The sequence below is a fragment of the Sporolactobacillus putidus genome, assembly GCF_014647035.1.
GTDB lineage: Bacteria > Bacillota > Bacilli > Bacillales > Sporolactobacillaceae > Sporolactobacillus > Sporolactobacillus putidus.
The window spans coordinates 1-16,124 of record NZ_BMOK01000003.1; the positions used below are offsets into that span (position 1 = coordinate 1).

Here is a 16,124-nt window from a genome sequence, read left to right on the forward strand (position 1 = left end):
TGAATTCGTTTACACTATTGGGTACACGCTGGCAGATAAAAATTTGCCTACAAAGACTTGACTCAATCCAGCTTAATGCGAAGCTGAATGAGTCGCTCCAAGGGATGGCGATGATTCAGGCCATGCGTCAGGAAAGGCGTCTGCGGAGCGAATTTGGTAAAATCAACGATGAACATAAAAATGCTATGATGAAAAGTGTACGCCTGAACAGTCTGATGCTGCGCTCGGCTGTTTATTCCGTCTACTTGATTGGTCTGATCATGATTCTCAGCTTTTTTGGTATTCAATCTTTTGGCGGTGTTGTCCAGATTGGCGTCCTTTACGCATTCGTCAACTATCTGAATCGCTTTTTCGATCCGATCAACCAGATTATGCAGCAGCTGACGCTTTTTCAGCAGGCGATGGTTTCGGCGGAACGCGTTTTTGGTCTGCTTGATGATGACCGGTTAGCGCCGGTTCAGCAAGGTATGGAAGCCCCTGCTGTCAAAAATGGCCGTGTGGAGTTCAGAAATGTCACGTTTTCTTATGATGGCAAGACCGATGTCCTCAAAAATATTTCGTTTGTTGCTGAGCCCGGAGAAACCGTTGCACTGGTTGGGCATACGGGAAGCGGCAAGAGTTCGATCATCAACCTGCTGATGCGCTTTTATCCGGTCGGGCGGGGCGGTATCTACATAGACGAGGAACCGCTAAAGGCTTTTTCAGACGAAGAGCTGCGTCGGAAGTTGGGACTTGTCCTGCAGGATTCTTTCCTGTTTGTCGGCGATGTGACCGACAATATCCGGCTCAGCCACCATCAGGTGACCGATAAAGAGGTGGAAAAGGCGGCTGAATTCGTCCAGGCTGATCGGTTCATTGAGAAGCTTCCCCGCAAATATCACGAGCCGGTCGGGGAGCGAGGAGCGACTTTTTCAAGCGGGCAGCGCCAGCTTCTGTCCTTTGCGCGGACAATGGCGTTAAATCCGAAAATCCTTGTGCTCGATGAGGCGACGGCCAATGTGGACACTGAAACAGAAGAAGCGATCCAGGCTGCTTTGAAAAAAATGAGAGAGGGAAGAACGACAATCGCGATCGCTCACCGTCTGTCAACCATTCAGGATGCGGATCAGATCCTTGTCCTTCATCACGGCGAAATCGTTGAACGGGGGACACATCAGTCGCTGCTGAGAGAAAAAGGGCTCTATTTCAATATGTATCAGCTCCAGCACGGAAAGGGAAGGCTGAACGAATCGCTGGCGAGGTAATTACCCGTTTGTCAGCAATGAGAAACCTAATTGAAATTGCTGAAAGCGTTGGGCGGCTCCTTTAATGATCAGCGATCAGACTCTGTTTCACTTTCCGTGTTAACGAGAATATGACATATAATAAGAATAGGCATGGCAGACCTGGAGAGAAATTGAGTACGAGGTGATTTTTCATTATGGCAAAACAAATCGTATCGATCAAAGTTCCGATCAAGTCGGTCAGTGCGCTGACACTGAAACGCGCTTTGCGCTTGTATGAAACGATAAAAAAAAGCCGGAGTACTGCGTATTTTTCTGTTAATGGAATGACTTTCTCTATAAACGATTTGCCGAAGACGATTCATTTCCTTTCTTCTGTCCAAAAGAAGGAAGTACTGCTTGTCATTGAAGGTGAAGATGCGGAGGGGCTGCACCGGAAAATCCTGGATTCCATCAATCTCTCAAGGGAAAACGCGCGTGAGAATCCCGGTTTATATAGGAAAAACTGACCGTCCGATCCAAAATTAATAGAGAAGAAATCAGAAAAGCGGAGGCAGCGGTGCCCCGCTTTTCTGATATAAAGGAAAATTGCCTGATGGGTGCTGCAGAGCGTAAAGGGTAATCAAATTCTCTCTTAATTTAAAGGCATGTTCTCATCCGAAGGGACATAAAATGAAGCAAAAAAAGATTGTCCATGTACCGGAAGAACTTTCACCTAGGCGCCTCGTTCGTTCTGATCGGAAATCGATGGCAAGATTGTCAGACAACCGTGCTCTTTATAATAAGAATGATCTGCGGCAAAGGAGGAAGCCATGAGAGATCGGAGACTTGCCGAAAAAATTATGGGAGGCATCGGTATCGTAATTGCTGCTCTTCAAGCTTTTTTCGGCTTTTTCTTGCTAATTGCTCTTAAGTATTCTGCAGTCAACGCGGGAATCGTAAAAACAGCCGGCATGGCAAATGTTAACGGCGCGGTGAACAGTCTGACAGCCTTTAGCGCCCAGGCTTTCATTGCGGGCGCTGTCTCATTCATCATTGCTGCGGCCGCACTCTTCATGATGGACAGTAAAAAAGGGACACTGACAGGCATCATGCTGATTCTTGCGGGCGCAGAGAATAGTGTGGTTCTTTTTGCAGCGGGCCTCCCGGCCGGACTTATTCTAATGGCCGCGGGTATCATTGCTCTGCTCAGAAAACCGTGTACTGAGTAGACAAAGATTTATACAATTTTGCAAGCCCGATCCGTGCATTAGGGAGATCATTAACGATTTTATATAAAAACACTTGAAAGAGGATAACGCATCCGTCTGCGTGGAGCGGGGGCATGGAATGCGTTTTTTTTTGCTTTTTATTTACCTGAGTACCTATTCTCTGGATCTGAGCTGTATCGTGTCAGTCAGACTTTTTTCTTCGGAAGCCGGTTTGACTGGAATTCCGAGTGTCTTTTTCGACTTATTCCGATCAGATTCCGGAATCGTTTGCGAGAAAGCCTTTGCCAGCTCAATGCCTTCATTTTCCAGTATGCTGAGAATAGCCAGATTGTACTTTTCTTTCATTTTCAGCCATTCTTCATACTGGGTCGTCGGAATGAAAAACTGAACCATCAAATTCTTGCTGGATGAAGTAATCTGGTCGAGATAAACCATCAGCCCGTCACTAAGAATCTGTGAATCGCCGGAAAGAAGACGGCGGACGCGTCCGATACAGGCCGTCAGCTGTTCATTCGTCGTTTCAAGATCAAGCTGAATATTTAGTGAAATCCGCCGCTTCTCCATTTTCGACAGGTTGATGATCGGCTGATTGGCCAGCGTAGAATTTGGTACGGTGACAAGCGCCTGTTCCGGTGTGCGGATCCTTGTCGAACGAAAATTAATATCTTCAACGGTTCCTTCAACGGTTCCGGTCTGGATCAGATCGCCAATCGTAAAGGGCGTATCGGTGATAATCACAAAACCGCCGAACAAATTGCTCAATGTGTCCTTTGCGGCCATGGCAATAGCGAGTCCGCCGATGCCGAGACCGGTGATCAGCCCGGTCACGTGATAATTCCATTGTTCGAGAATAAGCGCGAATGTCAGCACGATGACAATAAATCTGGCCAGCTTGGAAAGAAACGGAATGATAATGTTATTGAACTGTAGATCGAAGCGGTCGCCCATGCGGTTGAAAAATATGCCGATTGCATCGGAAAAAAGAAAGAATCCCCAGCCGATCGAAAAAGTGGCAGCCGATTTGTACAAAAGTGAAAGAACTGTTTTCCAGTCGGACGGCAACGGCAGATAGGAAAGCGATAAATAAATACCGGTCATCAGCAGGATGAACAAGACAGGCCTGCGAAATGCGGAAAACAGCGCGTCATCGACCTGGCTTTTGTTCAGCTTGGCAATTTTGGAGGTTAGTTTAAGAAAATACTTTGAAAACAGTTTTCCTGCCAGAAAAAATAAGAGAAAAATGGCGACGGCAACGATACCGTCGGTCCATGTGATTTTTGTCAGCCAATCAAAATTGTTCACCATGATGTCACTCCACAAAAAAGATGTAATTATTCATTATCATAGCATGTTATGACCTTGAGCGCATGTACGGAATAAAACTTCTTTAATTTTAAAAACATACCGTTGACTTCTGTATCCATACTGTATATACTAAATATATACAGTATAAACAATTGGGTGTTGTTGATGGATATTATTCTTTTAAACACGTCCGACCAGCCGATTTATCAGCAAATCAAAAGTCAGATCGCGGAGCAAATTCTGGACGGTCGGTTGCCACAAGGATCGCCGCTTCCTTCGATTCGCGGACTGGCCAAGGAATTGAAAGTCAGCGTGATCACGACGAAGAGGGCCTATGAGGAGCTGGAAAATGAAGGGTTCATTGATACAGTACCCGGAAAAGGATCCTTTGTTTCACTACAAAATAAAGAAACGCTGAAAAAACAGCGCCAGGAGGCGATCAAGAAACAACTGGAACGGATTGTTGAAGACGGCAAAAGGGCCGGGTTCACGTTGGAACAGCTGATCCGGCTGATCCGGCAATGGTACAGGGAGGACTGACGATGGAAAATATTCTGGAATTGAATCACGTCAACAAAAAATTTAAAGGCTTCGCTCTGGAAGATGTCAGCTTTTCGCTGAAAAAAGGCTTCATCATGGGTTTTATCGGGCCGAACGGTGCAGGGAAGAGCACGACGATCCGCTGCATCATGGATCTTGTCCATATCGACAGCGGCGATATCCGATTATTCGGCGAAAGTTTCCATAACAATATGAAGGCGCTAAAGCAAAGAATCGGGTTTGTCTATGATCAGGACGTTTTTTTCGACGATCTTACCGGCGAAAAAAATAAGAGGGTTGTTGCCCCGTTTTATGAACAGTGGGATGATGATGTTTTTTACCGCTATATCAAAGAATTTGCCGTACCGTTAAACAAAAAGATGAAAACCCTGTCCAAGGGGACAAAAATGAAGTTCGCTCTGGCCATGGCGCTCTCCCATCACGCAGAACTGATCATCATGGATGAACCGACGTCCGGGCTTGATCCCGTTTTCAGGAAGGAGTTGCTCGATGTCCTGCTTGATGTCATTCAGGATGAAAGCAAAGCGATCTTTTTTTCAACCCATATTACAACGGATCTTGAAAAAGTAGCTGATTACATCACGTTTATTATTGATGGAAAAGTTGTGGCGAGCGAGGAGACGGATGAGTTGCTGGAAGCCTATTCACTGGTCAAAGGACCAAAAAGCGCGGAGCCGCAAGTCAAAACAGCCCGGCCGATTGCCTTAAAGGAAACATCTCTCGGGTTCGAAGCATTCATGGAGGGAAGCGAAGCGAGGCTGCTGGCGAGTAAACCGAATCTTCGGCTTGAGCGGCCGAGTCTGGAAGAGATCATGTACTACATGGTCAAATCGGGTAAGAAAAATTAATCATATTTATGGATGAGCGACGGAGGAAGGAGTGCTCATGCAATGTTTCATTTGATGATCAAAGACTTCCGAATTCAGAGGAAAAAATCGTTTCTAGTATTCTTCCTTTTCATTTATATCTTGAATTTTTCCAACACAGAGTCCTCTGTTCTCATATTCAGTGCGATCACGGCTCTGATCGCCTTCGTCATGGCGGTTAATTCCAATTTCAATGGAAGGGAAGGGAACAGAGCGCAGCAGAGTCTCTTGCTGAGCCTGCCGGTGACGAGAAAAGAGGTTATTGCCGCCAAATATTTCATGAATGGTGTCTGGTTTTTGGCTGCTTTTATTCCAGGTGCAGGGCTGCTTTTGATCAAAGATTTTTCTTCATTTCAGACCGGAAGGCCAATGTTTTATCTCAACGCATTGATTCTGTCCCTTTGCCTGACGTATTTTTTGATGTCCGTCTATTATCCAGTTTATTACCGACTGGGCTATAAGGTCGCTCAGACGGCTGCGGAGTTGTTTGGGGCGATATCAATCGGCCTGTTCTTCAGTGGACTGACAAATTTTACATTTCTGAATACTTATCTGAGTGCTGTTTCTGAACAAACCGTTCTCTTGCCTGCGGCCGCAATCACACTTGTTGCCGTCTTTATCTCCTACGAGCTTTCGGTTCAATTTTTTAGCAGTAAGGACTTTTAAGTTTACGCAATATCAGATAGATATGTCGAAAGTCAATCAAAAGGAGCAGATACCATGTTTCGTTTAATGATGAAAGACATTTACACGCAAAGAAAGGAGGCTTATGCCGCGCCTGTTTTTTTTCTGCTTTATTTTTTGGAAATGGGAAAAGAGCTTGGTCATTCGGGTTCACCAATGCCTTTGGTGTACAGTCTTGCTGTTGCTTTTATTGCCTATATCATGGCGATCTTTACTAATTTCAGCACGGGAGAAAGCGACAAAATGCAAAACAGCCTTGTGCTCAGCCTGCCGCTGATAAGACGTTCGGTCATCGATGCCAAGTATCTCATGATCAGCGTCTGGTGGCTGTTTGCATATATTTCCTCCATCATTCTGGTGAGTATTTTAAAACGGGTCCTTCATGAATCGTTCAGCCCGTTTGTTGATTTGAAAATACTCATTTTGTCGCTATGTTTCACTTATATTCTTTCATCCGTGTCCTACCCTGTTTATTATAAATTCGGGTATAAAGCTGCTCAGATGTTTGGAATAATACTCTTTTTCGCGTTTTCCTTCGGGCTCGGAAGGCTATTGTCATTGAATTTCAAATCCGGCATTCTTTCCGGATTGTTTAACGATCCGATTATCTCTTGTGCGGTCATCACCGTAATTATTGTTCTTATTTCTTACCTATTGTCCGCTTATTTCTATGAGAAGAAAGAGCTATAAGCGAGGCACAATATCAAGCAGAAAAGCGACTTTTTTCGAAAAAACCAAAAAATTTTTTGAATCGATTAATTCGAGGAGGCCTTTTTAATGAAAAGAACCGGTGAATTTGTCCTATCTATTATCGCAGGTGTTGTTAATCTTTTGGCGCTGTTCTACGGAATCCGCGCCCTTGCGGCGAACTCGTCCGTCTTAAAACAGCAGCTCAGCGCAGCAGGAAACAACTTGAGTTCACAGGATATTAATAATGTCATTCGTCTGTTTCATACTGCGGGAACCTTTCTCATCATTCTTTCGATCATCAGCATCATTCTGGCGGTGATTGCACTCATTTTTCTGAAACGCAGCCGTCCGAAACTTGGGGGATGGCTCCTGATCTTATCCGGTGCAGCGAGTCTAATTGAAATCGTTCCGGGCATTCTCTATATCATTGCAGGAATCATGGCTTTAGTCAGAAAGCCGATGCCTCAATAATGTATCTGTTTAAGTATGGAGTGCTTGATCGCTTTGAAAAATAGTGGGTATAGAGCGCCCGTCCGAATCTTTAAAAAACAGAAAAACGGTTCTGTCACTCATGGGTGACGGAGCCGTTTTTCTGTAAGTTACACGATAAATTGAAGTCTTCTTCTCACATTTTACCTTGCGTGAAGATTTGGAAGGTAACGCCGAACTGATCCGTTACGATGCCGTAAGCCGGGCTGAAGAACGTTTCCTGCAGCGGCATTTTGACAGAACCGCCTTTGCTCAGAGCTTCAAAAATCCGGTCTGACTGTTCCTTGTCGTCGACAGTGATACAGATGGTTACCTGATTGCCCGACTTGCTGGACTGGCCAGGAAAATTGTCGGAGAACATCAGATCGGAATCGCCGATTTTTACCAAGGCATGTGAAACGAGCCCCTTTGCTTCTTCTGGAAGGGGGAAATTCGGATCTTCTGGCATTTCTCCGAAAGTCTGTTTGAAGGCGACTTTGGCATCCAGCGCTTTTTCATAAAACTGAATGGCTTCCTCGGCGTTTCCGTTCATCATTAAATATGGGCTTAATTGCAAAGGCATGATCAATCAGCTCCTTTTTATCCTGCTCATTTTTCATATATCTTATTCCATAAAACGATTATACAGGAAAGAACATATGTTTGCAACCGCATTGTTACGATTTTTGACACATTTACAGAACCTTTAATGTAAGCGAATGCCTGAAACGGGAATTTGTGAAACAAGTTGATAGATTCATCACGTTGAGTATAGGAGTAATAGAATAGCCGATTTTTGGATGGTCTATTCAAACTATATTTTAAAAACGTCCGTTAAGGCAACGAGCAATAATGAAACGCCCAGAAAATAAAGAGCGAGCTGTCCTTGCCCTGCGACCTGCAGTGCCCATGCGCCAAGCGTGAAGACGAGCACTTTCAGAAGGACGCGGATCGGGAGAGCGACAGGAAAGCGCGCCTTTGGGGCGATAAACAGGCCCCATATCACGGCAATAACCAGCGGTGCACCGATGCCGAATAACCATTTGAGAAAAATTCCACCCGGCATTTTGAATCCCCAGTAACCGAATGCAGCGAGCATCGCTAATTCGGACAGGAAAACAAGTCCCAGAATGAATATTTCGAGAATCCCCACTTGATTCAGCTCCTTCAGTCAATTTTATGATAATTAAGATCATCTGTAAGCTGTCAGGAGGCGGTCATGGCCGCCTCCGTGGCGCCGTCATCGCCGCAAACGGCAGCGGAGGGAACTGAAGACCGGATAAACGCCGCACTCATTCATCTTCATCATCTTCGGCACGTTTTTTCTTAATAAAGTATCCGACTGAATAAGCGGCGAGAAAACAAATGAAAAAGACGCCGCCTATGATCCATGCGTTCAGTTTATGCAGCGGGTCGGTGAGGAACGTCAGCAAACCAGCACCCAGGCCAACAGCCAGCGCGATCAAAACCAGTCCATAATAAGGCATCGGTTTTTTAAGTTTGTGCTTGCCCATCTCGTCCATATCCGCAGAAACTCTCAGCTGCTGAAAACCTAAAATAACCCCTGTCCCATAAAATACAAGAGACAGTGGGGAGTGAAATGCCGCGTCCGGTCCTTTTGAAATTCCTGTATAAATCAAGATAGCCAGAATTCCCAGTGTTTGAAAGATAAAAACAATGCGGATGTTTTTCAGCATGTCTATTTTCAGCCGTTCATCTGTCACTCGTTTCATCTTTACTCCTCCTTTTCGATCCAAAAAACGTCATCCAGCGTTTTGTTGACCGTGTAGCAAATGGCCAGGCACAATTTCAACGTCGGGTTATATTTTCCTTTTTCAATCAGGCTGATGGTTTGCCGCGTCACCCCGATCTTTTCCGCTAACTGCTGCTGTGTCAGGCCGGCTTCGACACGGGTAATTTTTACGTGGTTCATCAATGCGTTCAGTCACCTCACAACAAGAATTGTAACATATAAATTCCGTAATGCAATATATATATTGCGTTTTCACATAACGTTTTCTGAAGTTAAATTTGTATCATTCCCTAAATAAGAGTAATATGAAAAGGAATGAAGAGCTGGCAATTCAAGCCATTGTTATTTCTTAATACGACTAAAATACCGGAATCGCATGAAACTTTTTGATAACTGTTTCGTAGTTAGAGTATGGAGAAGGAGTGACTTTTTTATGGCCAAAAATTATGACCTGGTCCTATTAGGAGGTGGCACGGGCGGGTACGTGGCAGCGATCCGTGCCAGCCAGCTCGGGCTGAAGACGGCCATTGTTGAAAAAGAGGCTTTAGGCGGGACTTGTCTTCATAAAGGCTGTATCCCGACGAAGACGCTGCTGAGAAGCGCCGAGGTTTTCTCGACAGTGAAAGCGAGTGATACGTTCGGTATCGGGGTCTCTGAGGCAACGCTTCATTTTGAAAAGATCCAGGAACGGAAACAGAAAATTGTCGAAACGCTCCATCAAGGAGTCATACAGTTGATGAAAAAAGGAAAAATAGATGTCTATCACGGATTTGGGCGGCTCCTTGGTCCCTCAATTTTTTCACCGCTTCCAGGCTCTGTATCGATTGAATACGAGGGTGATCGCGAGAATGATATTCTGACTTCAAAGAATGTGATCATCGCCACAGGATCGAGGCCGCGTTCTCTTGACGGTTTAACGATTGACGGTGACCGCGTCCTGACTTCGGATGAGGCGCTGAATCTGAAGGAGTGCCCGGACTCAATCTTAATCGTCGGCGGCGGTGTCATTGGTGTCGAGTGGGCGTCGATGCTGGCTGATTTCGGTTCAAAGGTGACGATTGTTGAATATAGCGAACGGATCGTACCTACAGAAGATCGTGCGATTTCGCAGGCACTGACGAGAAATCTCAAGAAGCGCGGCATTGAAATCTACACAGGCGCCCGGGTACTGCCGGATACACTGGAGAAATCGGACGGTGTGCGCATTGAAGCCGATCTTTCGGGGAAAAGGAAAACTTTTTCCGCTGAGAAACTGCTTGTTTCGGTCGGAAGGCGGCCGAACACAGAGGATATCGGACTTTCGAACACCTCGATTGAAATGGAAAAAGGGTTTGTTCGGACAAACGCGTTTGGTCAGACGAAAGAATCGCACATTTATGCGATTGGCGATGTGATCGGGGGGCTTCAGCTCGCTCATGTAGCGGCGCGTGAAGGAATAAGGGCTGTGGAGCATCTGGCAGGGCTTCCTGTTGAGCCGCTTGATCCGGAGCTGGTGCCCCGCTGCATTTACACGCGGCCCGAGGCAGCCTCGATCGGCCTGACGGAAGCGGAAGCAAAAAAGGAACATGTCATAAAGGTCGGCAAAGTGCCCTTCGGCGCAATCGGCAAGTCGCTGGTTTACGGTGATTCTGAGGGCTTCGCGAAAATCATTGCCGATAAATCGAGCAACGATATTCTTGGTGTGCATCTTTTCGGGCCTCATGCAACGGATCTGATTGCTGAAGCGGCACTGGCTAAGCTGCTTGACGCGACTCCGTGGGAAGTCGCGGAAGCGATCCACCCGCATCCGACGCTGACCGAGATTATCGGAGAAACGGCACTAGCCGTAGACGGGAAGGCGATTCATATATGATTCAAGTAAACGAGGGGGAGAGAATAATGGAAAATCGTCATCATGCTTTGGGCTTTTCGGATCAGGACGTGTTGAAAATGTACGATATCATGCTGACGGCGAGGCGGGTTGACGAACGTCTCTGGCTTTTAAACAGAGCGGGGAAAATTCCGTTTGTTGTTTCCTGTCAGGGCCAGGAGGCGGCGCAGGTTGGCGCGGCTTTCGCTTTGAACCGTGAAAAAGATTATGTTGCGCCCTACTATCGTGATTACGGATTTGTACTTGCCTGGGGCATGACGGTCCGCGAAATGATGCTGAATAATTTTGCCAGGGGGGAAGATCCGAATTCCGCCGGACGGCAGATGCCGGGCCATTTCGGTTACAAAAAGCTCCGGATGCTGAGCCATTCATCTCCTGTCACGACGCAGAATCCGCACGCGGTCGGCGTTGCCCTCGCGGCCAAATTAAAGGGCGACGATATTGTGAGCTTTGTGACTTTCGGCGAAGGGTCGGCCAATCAGGGCGATTTTCATGAAGCGGCCAATTTTGCCGGCGTACACAAACTGCCCGTGATTTTTATGTGTGAGAATAATCATTATGCAATATCGGTTGGGCTGAAACATCAGCTTTCCTGCGACTATGTATCCGACCGGGCAAAAGGCTACGGCATGTTCGGAAAGACGTTTGACGGCAATGATCCGCTGGCCGCCTACTTGGCTGTAAAAGAGGCTGCGGACAGAGCACACCGCGGCGAGGGACCTTCCCTCCTTGAAGCCAATTGCTACCGTCTGACACCGCATACAAGTGATGACAACGACATGACCTACCGGACGAAAGCGGAAGTAGAAGAAGCGAAGAAGCACGACGGCGTGCTGACGTTCGCTGCCTATTTACGTGAACTCGGCGTTTTAACACCAGAAAGAGAAAAAGAAATGGAAGAACGGATCAGAAAAGAAATCGACGAAGCGACGGACTACGCCGAAAAAGCGCCTTTTGCCGATCCAATGACTGTTCTTCGCTATGTTTACGAGGAAAAGGATTAAGGGGGAACGATCATGGCTGTGATTTCGTATATTGAAGCCGTTACTCAGGCGCTGAAGGAAGAAATGGAACGCGACGAAAATGTTTTTGTCATGGGAGAAGACGTCGGCAAACGCGGCGGTGTCTTCCAGGCGACCAAAGGTTTATATGATGAGTTCGGAGAAAAACGTGTGATTGACACGCCCCTTGCCGAATCGGCGATTGTCGGCGTCGGTATCGGCGCGGCTATGTACGGACTGCGTCCGGTCGCTGAGATGCAGTTTGCCGACTTTATGCTTCCGGCGACTAATCAGATTATTTCCGAAGCGGCGAAGACACGTTATCGTTCCAACAATGACTGGTCGGTGCCGCTGACGATCCGCGCCCCTTATGGCGGAGGCGTGCATGGCGGTCTCTATCATTCACAATCAATGGAGGCGATTTTCGCAAACGTGCCCGGACTCAAAATTGTCATGCCGTCGACACCGTACGACGTCAAAGGGCTGCTGAAAGCCTCGATTCGCGATAACGATCCGGTGATCTTTTTTGAGCATAAGCGTGCCTATCGGCTGATCAAGGGCGAAGTGCCCGACGAAGAATACGTGCTGCCGATCGGAAAGGCGGATGTCAAAAGGGACGGAGACGACGTAACGGTTATCACCTACGGGCTTGCCGTTCATTTTGCCCTTCAGGCTGCAGAAAAACTTGCCGGGGAAGGGATCTCCACCCAAATTCTTGATCTGCGCACAGTCTATCCGCTTGACAAAGAGGCGATTATCGCAGCAGCGCAAAAGACCGGAAAAGTCCTGCTCGTGACCGAAGACACGAAAGAAGGCAGCGTGATCAGCGAGGTTGCGGCAATCATTGCTGAAAACTGCCTGTTTGATCTGGATGCGCCCGTCAAAAGACTGGCGGCACCGGACGCCCCGGCTATGCCCTTTGCGGCTCCATTAGAAAAAACTTTTTTGCTTAATCCAGAAAAATTGGAACAGGCAATCCGTGATCTGGCGGAATTTTAAGGGAAGAGGCGGAATAAATGAGCATAGAAAAAATGGCGATGCCGCAATTAGGAGAAAGTGTCACTGAAGGGACGATCAGTCAGTGGCTTGTATCCGTTGGCGATAGCGTTAATAAATATGATCCGATTGCCGAGGTCACGACGGACAAAGTGAACGCCGAAGTTCCGTCAAGTTTTTCAGGAAAAATAACTGAATTGCTTGCCGAAGAGGGTGAAACGCTTCCTGTCGGTCAGCCGATCTGTTCCATTGAGGTCGAAAGCGCAGAGCATGAAGGCGTTTCATCTCAAGAACGGCGGAGTCCAGCCGTACCGGTTTCAGAGCCTGAAGCGAATGACACATCGATGAAAAAACGCTACTCCCCGGCTGTTCATCGGTTGGCGCAGGAGAATCATGTTGATTTGGAGAAACTGACCGGCTCGGGAAGAAGCGGCCGGATTACCCGCAAAGATGTTGAAAAGTTTATCGCGGCAGGTTCAGAGACAATCAGCGGAAAAGTATCGGAAAAAAGAGATGATCTGACCCGAACAGAGCAGACAGGGGCTGCCTCTTTCTCGGAAGCTGCGCGTCAGGCGGCACCGATTCAAATACCTGTTCAGCGTGCTCAGAATGAGGCTGGCGATGTCGATGTACCGCTGACCGGTGTACGCCGGGCGATCGCCAATAACATGGTACGCAGCAAGCACGAAATTCCTCACGCATGGACGATGATTGAGGTCGATGTGACAAACCTGGTCAACTATAGAAATCAGATCAAGAATACATTTCTGAAAAAGGAAGGACATAAACTGACCTACCTGCCTTTCTTTATTAAGGCGATTGTGGCGGCTCTGAAGGAATATCCACGGATGAACAGCACTTGGGCAGGAGATAAAATTATTGAGAAAAAAGCTGTCAGCATTTCGCTTGCCGTCGCGGCGGAGGATGCGCTTTACGTTCCGGTCATCAGAAACGCCGATGAAAAGAGCATCAAGGGTTTGGCGATTGCTGTCGATGATCTGGCGTCGAAAGTGCGCAATAACCGGCTGTCACCCGACGATATGCGGGGCGGAACGTTTACCGTCAACAATACCGGTTCGTTTGGTTCCATACAGTCGCAGCCGATCATCAACTACCCGCAGGCAGCCATTCTGTCAATTGAGTCGATTGTGAAGCGGCCTGTTGTCGTCAACAATATGATCGCGATCCGGGATATGGTCAATCTCTGTATATCGATCGATCACCGCGTGCTTGACGGACTGATTACCGGGCATTTTCTTGCCCGGATTAAAGAGCTGCTTGAAAACATTTCCGCAGAAAACACTCCGATTTATTAAAACTTTTCTTTACGGACTTAAGAAAACAAAAGAATAAACTGTATGAAAACGCCGGGCTGACCACCCGGCGTTATGAATATCTGCATTTCTTACAAATCAGTCCTGAAAAGGGAATGAAGCCTGATCAATGAGCAGCTGTTTTGTTATTTCGGCAAATTTTTTTGCTGCAGGAGAGGGGGAAAACCGGTTGGCCAGCCCGATGGTCCGGTAGCTATCTTTTTCGAGAGGAACCGCTTTTAACGGCGACAGAGAAGAAGGAAGCACCATCTCAGGCAGAATGCTGATTCCGAGATGGTGCGAAACCATAGCGAGTATGGCATTCTCTTCCAGCAGTTCGAAGCGAATCATCGGCTGAACATGATTTTCCGCAAGAATGCGTTTAACTTCATGGAAGCCGCCGAAAGCGGGCATGATAAAGGGTTCTTTTTCGATTTCCCTGAACGATATGGACGTCTTGTTGTACAGGCTGCTTTTCTTAGAAACGATACAGAACATCCGGTCTTTTTTCAGAGGAATAACCTCAAAAAGGGGAGAGTGAGAGACATTCACAAATCCGCAATCCAGTTTACCGTCTACAATTCCCTGCTCAATTTCAGAGTAGTTTCCTTCAGATAATCTGATCCGAATATGGGGATACTTTTGATCCATCTCCTGAATGATTTGCGGAAGCCAATGTTTTGAAACACTAGTAAATACGCCAACGCGAATAGTTCCTCTCGTCATGCCGAGAATTCCGGCGGCTTCTTGGCGGACTTTTTCATTATCGAGCAGAACTTTGCGTATTGACGGCAGCAGGATCTCCCCTTCTCTTGTCAGGCTGATGCCGGAACGGGTCCTGCTGAACAGTTGAAACCCGAACTCATTTTCTAGACTCGTGATTGCATGGCTTACCGCGGATTGCGTCAGTCCCAGGCTGTCCGCTGCGCTTGTGAAACTGCTCAGTTCAGCCGCTTTGATGAAAATGCCGTATTTCACCAGACTCAAATAAACCACCCCATCATGAAAAATATTCATGATAAAGATTATAAACATTCATTTTATTTATGTAAATAGAAAAGATATACTGAATAATCATAGCGATATTCGAGAATGCGGGACAATCAACGGGGGATTAAAGAATGAGTCAGAGAAAAGCGGATGCCGTACTTATAATGGTCACGGTCTTTTGGGGTTCATCCTATTTATTCATGAAAACGGGACTTTCATCAATGGGGACATTTAACTTAATCGCTTTACGGTTTATGATCGCTTTTGCCCTGACCGGCCTGCTCTTTTATCATCGTCTTCTTAGAGCTGATGCCGGAACACTTTTCCGCAGTTTTTTGCTGGGAATCAATCTGCTTCTTGTTTTTACTTTTATTATGTTCGGTTTAAGATCCACGTCGACATCTCATGCCGGATTTCTCGTCAGCCTGACCGTCATTTTTGTTCCGATCTTATCCTCTGTCTTCCTTCATCAAAGATTGAAGATAAAGTTCTGGCTTGGCATAGGTATCGCACTCCTGGGGATCGGCCTTCTGACTTTGAACCGTCATTTCGGTGTCAGTGAGGGGGATGTCTATTGTATTCTTGGAGCGCTTTTCAACGCTGTTTATATTCTATCCGCCGACCGTTTCACGAAGTGCGTTGATTCAATTGCTCTGGGGGTCTGGCAATTGGGTTTTACCGGCCTGTTCGCCGGGATCCTCAGTATTTTCTTAGAAACACCAAAGCTGCCGCAGACGCCGGAAGCATGGATCTCTGTTCTTGGACTTGGTATTTTATGCAGCGCGGTTGGTTATATCTTTCAAATGGTCGCCCAGAAATTTACAACATCAGTTCATGCCGGACTTATTTTTACGCTGGAACCCGTTTTTGCTGCGTTTTTCGCCTATCTATTTGCTGGTGAAAATCTTTCGGCCAGAGGCTATATCGGAGCGTGTCTCGTCCTGTTAAGCGTTGTGATATCAGAAATGAACATCAAAAAGCGCCGCCCGTCAGTTTCGGTGCGGCTTAAACTATTGAAAATAATGGCTGTTGCTTGCCGCCTGAATCTTTTTCAAAAAACCCTTGTCCATCATGATCACTGACGCGATAGGATAGGGCCGAAACAAAAATGGTCGATGAATAGATTGATTTTACACTATAGGAAAGTACAAAAATTTTAAGGATTATGTGTAAGCGACCGAACAGATCGCCAC

General features: G+C 46.8%; 19 protein-coding genes. 13 read left to right on the forward strand and 6 right to left on the reverse strand.

The features are described from left to right. The 3 genes from IEX81_RS04080 to IEX81_RS04090 all read left to right on the forward strand — a co-directional run. Positions 1–1,244, forward strand: a 1,244-nt coding sequence (locus IEX81_RS04080; protein WP_188801801.1) for an ABC transporter ATP-binding protein, incomplete at its 5' end; no start/stop codon positions are given. A gap of 176 nt (positions 1,245–1,420) precedes the next feature. After that, positions 1,421–1,732: a hypothetical protein gene (locus IEX81_RS04085; RefSeq protein ID WP_188801802.1), complete on the forward strand. Its 312-nt coding sequence runs from the start codon at positions 1,421–1,423 to the stop codon at positions 1,730–1,732. A 303-nt stretch (positions 1,733–2,035) separates the two neighbouring features. Continuing rightward, complete coding sequence (locus IEX81_RS04090; RefSeq protein WP_188801803.1) at positions 2,036–2,434, forward strand: hypothetical protein; 399 nt, start codon at positions 2,036–2,038, stop codon at positions 2,432–2,434. A 153-nt stretch (positions 2,435–2,587) separates the two neighbouring features. On the opposite strand, the gene IEX81_RS04095 is transcribed toward IEX81_RS04090, so the two are convergent. Continuing rightward, positions 2,588–3,739 (reverse strand): mechanosensitive ion channel family protein, encoded by a 1,152-nt coding sequence (locus IEX81_RS04095; RefSeq protein ID WP_188801804.1) that lies wholly within the window; start codon positions 3,737–3,739, stop codon positions 2,588–2,590. A 165-nt stretch (positions 3,740–3,904) separates the two neighbouring features. Between IEX81_RS04095 and IEX81_RS04100 the strand changes: the two genes are divergently transcribed. The 5 genes from IEX81_RS04100 to IEX81_RS04120 all read left to right on the forward strand — a co-directional run bounded on the left by IEX81_RS04100 (position 3,905) and on the right by IEX81_RS04120 (position 7,011). Further along, positions 3,905–4,279: a GntR family transcriptional regulator gene (locus IEX81_RS04100; RefSeq protein ID WP_188801805.1), complete on the forward strand. Its 375-nt coding sequence runs from the start codon at positions 3,905–3,907 to the stop codon at positions 4,277–4,279. Between the two features lie 2 nt (positions 4,280–4,281). After that, positions 4,282–5,148, forward strand: coding sequence for an ABC transporter ATP-binding protein (locus IEX81_RS04105; protein WP_188801806.1), 867 nt, complete (start codon positions 4,282–4,284; stop codon positions 5,146–5,148). Between the two features lie 42 nt (positions 5,149–5,190). Beyond that, positions 5,191–5,832: an ABC-2 transporter permease gene (locus IEX81_RS04110; protein ID WP_188801807.1), complete on the forward strand. Its 642-nt coding sequence runs from the start codon at positions 5,191–5,193 to the stop codon at positions 5,830–5,832. A gap of 54 nt (positions 5,833–5,886) precedes the next feature. After that, on the forward strand, positions 5,887–6,540 hold the full coding sequence (locus tag IEX81_RS04115) for an ABC-2 transporter permease (protein WP_188801808.1): 654 nt from the start codon (positions 5,887–5,889) through the stop codon (positions 6,538–6,540). Between the two features lie 87 nt (positions 6,541–6,627). After that, positions 6,628–7,011: a DUF4064 domain-containing protein gene (locus IEX81_RS04120; protein WP_188801809.1), complete on the forward strand. Its 384-nt coding sequence runs from the start codon at positions 6,628–6,630 to the stop codon at positions 7,009–7,011. Between the two features lie 154 nt (positions 7,012–7,165). On the opposite strand, the gene IEX81_RS04125 is transcribed toward IEX81_RS04120, so the two are convergent. From IEX81_RS04125 to IEX81_RS04140, 4 genes are all read right to left on the reverse strand, one after another. Next, positions 7,166–7,591, reverse strand: coding sequence for a VOC family protein (locus IEX81_RS04125; RefSeq protein WP_188801810.1), 426 nt, complete (start codon positions 7,589–7,591; stop codon positions 7,166–7,168). 231 nt (positions 7,592–7,822) lie between these two features. Further along, positions 7,823–8,161, reverse strand: coding sequence for a YrdB family protein (locus IEX81_RS04130; protein ID WP_188801811.1), 339 nt, complete (start codon positions 8,159–8,161; stop codon positions 7,823–7,825). Positions 8,162–8,300: 139 nt separating this feature from the next. Then, on the reverse strand, positions 8,301–8,741 hold the full coding sequence (locus tag IEX81_RS04135; protein ID WP_188801812.1) for a hypothetical protein: 441 nt from the start codon (positions 8,739–8,741) through the stop codon (positions 8,301–8,303). 2 nt (positions 8,742–8,743) lie between these two features. Further along, positions 8,744–8,944 (reverse strand): helix-turn-helix transcriptional regulator, encoded by a 201-nt coding sequence (locus tag IEX81_RS04140; RefSeq protein WP_188801813.1) that lies wholly within the window; start codon positions 8,942–8,944, stop codon positions 8,744–8,746. Between the two features lie 250 nt (positions 8,945–9,194). Between IEX81_RS04140 and lpdA the strand changes: the two genes are divergently transcribed. Genes lpdA through IEX81_RS04160 form a run of 4 tightly spaced genes read left to right on the forward strand, consistent with a single transcriptional unit; the run spans position 9,195 to position 13,944 of the window. Then, on the forward strand, positions 9,195–10,613 hold the full coding sequence (lpdA, locus tag IEX81_RS04145) for a dihydrolipoyl dehydrogenase (protein WP_188801814.1): 1,419 nt from the start codon (positions 9,195–9,197) through the stop codon (positions 10,611–10,613). Continuing rightward, positions 10,610–11,635 (forward strand): thiamine pyrophosphate-dependent dehydrogenase E1 component subunit alpha, encoded by a 1,026-nt coding sequence (locus tag IEX81_RS04150; RefSeq protein ID WP_188801815.1) that lies wholly within the window; start codon positions 10,610–10,612, stop codon positions 11,633–11,635. Before lpdA ends, IEX81_RS04150 begins: the two co-directional genes overlap by 4 nt. A gap of 12 nt (positions 11,636–11,647) precedes the next feature. Continuing rightward, positions 11,648–12,631, forward strand: a complete 984-nt coding sequence (locus IEX81_RS04155) for an alpha-ketoacid dehydrogenase subunit beta (protein ID WP_188801816.1) — start codon at positions 11,648–11,650, stop codon at positions 12,629–12,631. A 17-nt stretch (positions 12,632–12,648) separates the two neighbouring features. Continuing rightward, a complete protein-coding gene (locus IEX81_RS04160) occupies positions 12,649–13,944 on the forward strand; it encodes a dihydrolipoamide acetyltransferase family protein (RefSeq protein WP_188801817.1) in 1,296 nt (431 codons plus the stop codon). 96 nt (positions 13,945–14,040) lie between these two features. Here IEX81_RS04160 and IEX81_RS04165 read toward each other — a convergent pair whose 3' ends face one another. Then, a complete protein-coding gene (locus tag IEX81_RS04165) occupies positions 14,041–14,928 on the reverse strand; it encodes a LysR family transcriptional regulator (protein ID WP_188801818.1) in 888 nt (295 codons plus the stop codon). Positions 14,929–15,062: 134 nt separating this feature from the next. On the opposite strand from IEX81_RS04165, the gene IEX81_RS04170 reads away from it, so the two are divergent. Then, positions 15,063–16,013, forward strand: a complete 951-nt coding sequence (locus IEX81_RS04170) for a DMT family transporter (protein WP_188801819.1) — start codon at positions 15,063–15,065, stop codon at positions 16,011–16,013. The last annotated feature ends 111 nt before the right edge of the window (positions 16,014–16,124 follow it).

Coding starts and splice junctions, on each gene's coding strand:
- IEX81_RS04085 (WP_188801802.1), top strand. CDS start 1,421: ATGGCAAAACAAATCGTATCGATCAAAGTTCCGATCAAGTCGGTCAGT.
- IEX81_RS04090 (WP_188801803.1), top strand. CDS start 2,036: ATGAGAGATCGGAGACTTGCCGAAAAAATTATGGGAGGCATCGGTATC.
- IEX81_RS04095 (WP_188801804.1), bottom strand. CDS start 3,739: ATGGTGAACAATTTTGATTGGCTGACAAAAATCACATGGACCGACGGT.
- IEX81_RS04100 (WP_188801805.1), top strand. CDS start 3,905: ATGGATATTATTCTTTTAAACACGTCCGACCAGCCGATTTATCAGCAA.
- IEX81_RS04105 (WP_188801806.1), top strand. CDS start 4,282: ATGGAAAATATTCTGGAATTGAATCACGTCAACAAAAAATTTAAAGGC.
- IEX81_RS04110 (WP_188801807.1), top strand. CDS start 5,191: ATGTTTCATTTGATGATCAAAGACTTCCGAATTCAGAGGAAAAAATCG.
- IEX81_RS04115 (WP_188801808.1), top strand. CDS start 5,887: ATGTTTCGTTTAATGATGAAAGACATTTACACGCAAAGAAAGGAGGCT.
- IEX81_RS04120 (WP_188801809.1), top strand. CDS start 6,628: ATGAAAAGAACCGGTGAATTTGTCCTATCTATTATCGCAGGTGTTGTT.
- IEX81_RS04125 (WP_188801810.1), bottom strand. CDS start 7,591: ATGCCTTTGCAATTAAGCCCATATTTAATGATGAACGGAAACGCCGAG.
- IEX81_RS04135 (WP_188801812.1), bottom strand. CDS start 8,741: ATGAAACGAGTGACAGATGAACGGCTGAAAATAGACATGCTGAAAAAC.
- lpdA (WP_188801814.1), top strand. CDS start 9,195: ATGGCCAAAAATTATGACCTGGTCCTATTAGGAGGTGGCACGGGCGGG.
- IEX81_RS04150 (WP_188801815.1), top strand. CDS start 10,610: ATGATTCAAGTAAACGAGGGGGAGAGAATAATGGAAAATCGTCATCAT.
- IEX81_RS04155 (WP_188801816.1), top strand. CDS start 11,648: ATGGCTGTGATTTCGTATATTGAAGCCGTTACTCAGGCGCTGAAGGAA.
- IEX81_RS04160 (WP_188801817.1), top strand. CDS start 12,649: ATGAGCATAGAAAAAATGGCGATGCCGCAATTAGGAGAAAGTGTCACT.
- IEX81_RS04170 (WP_188801819.1), top strand. CDS start 15,063: ATGAGTCAGAGAAAAGCGGATGCCGTACTTATAATGGTCACGGTCTTT.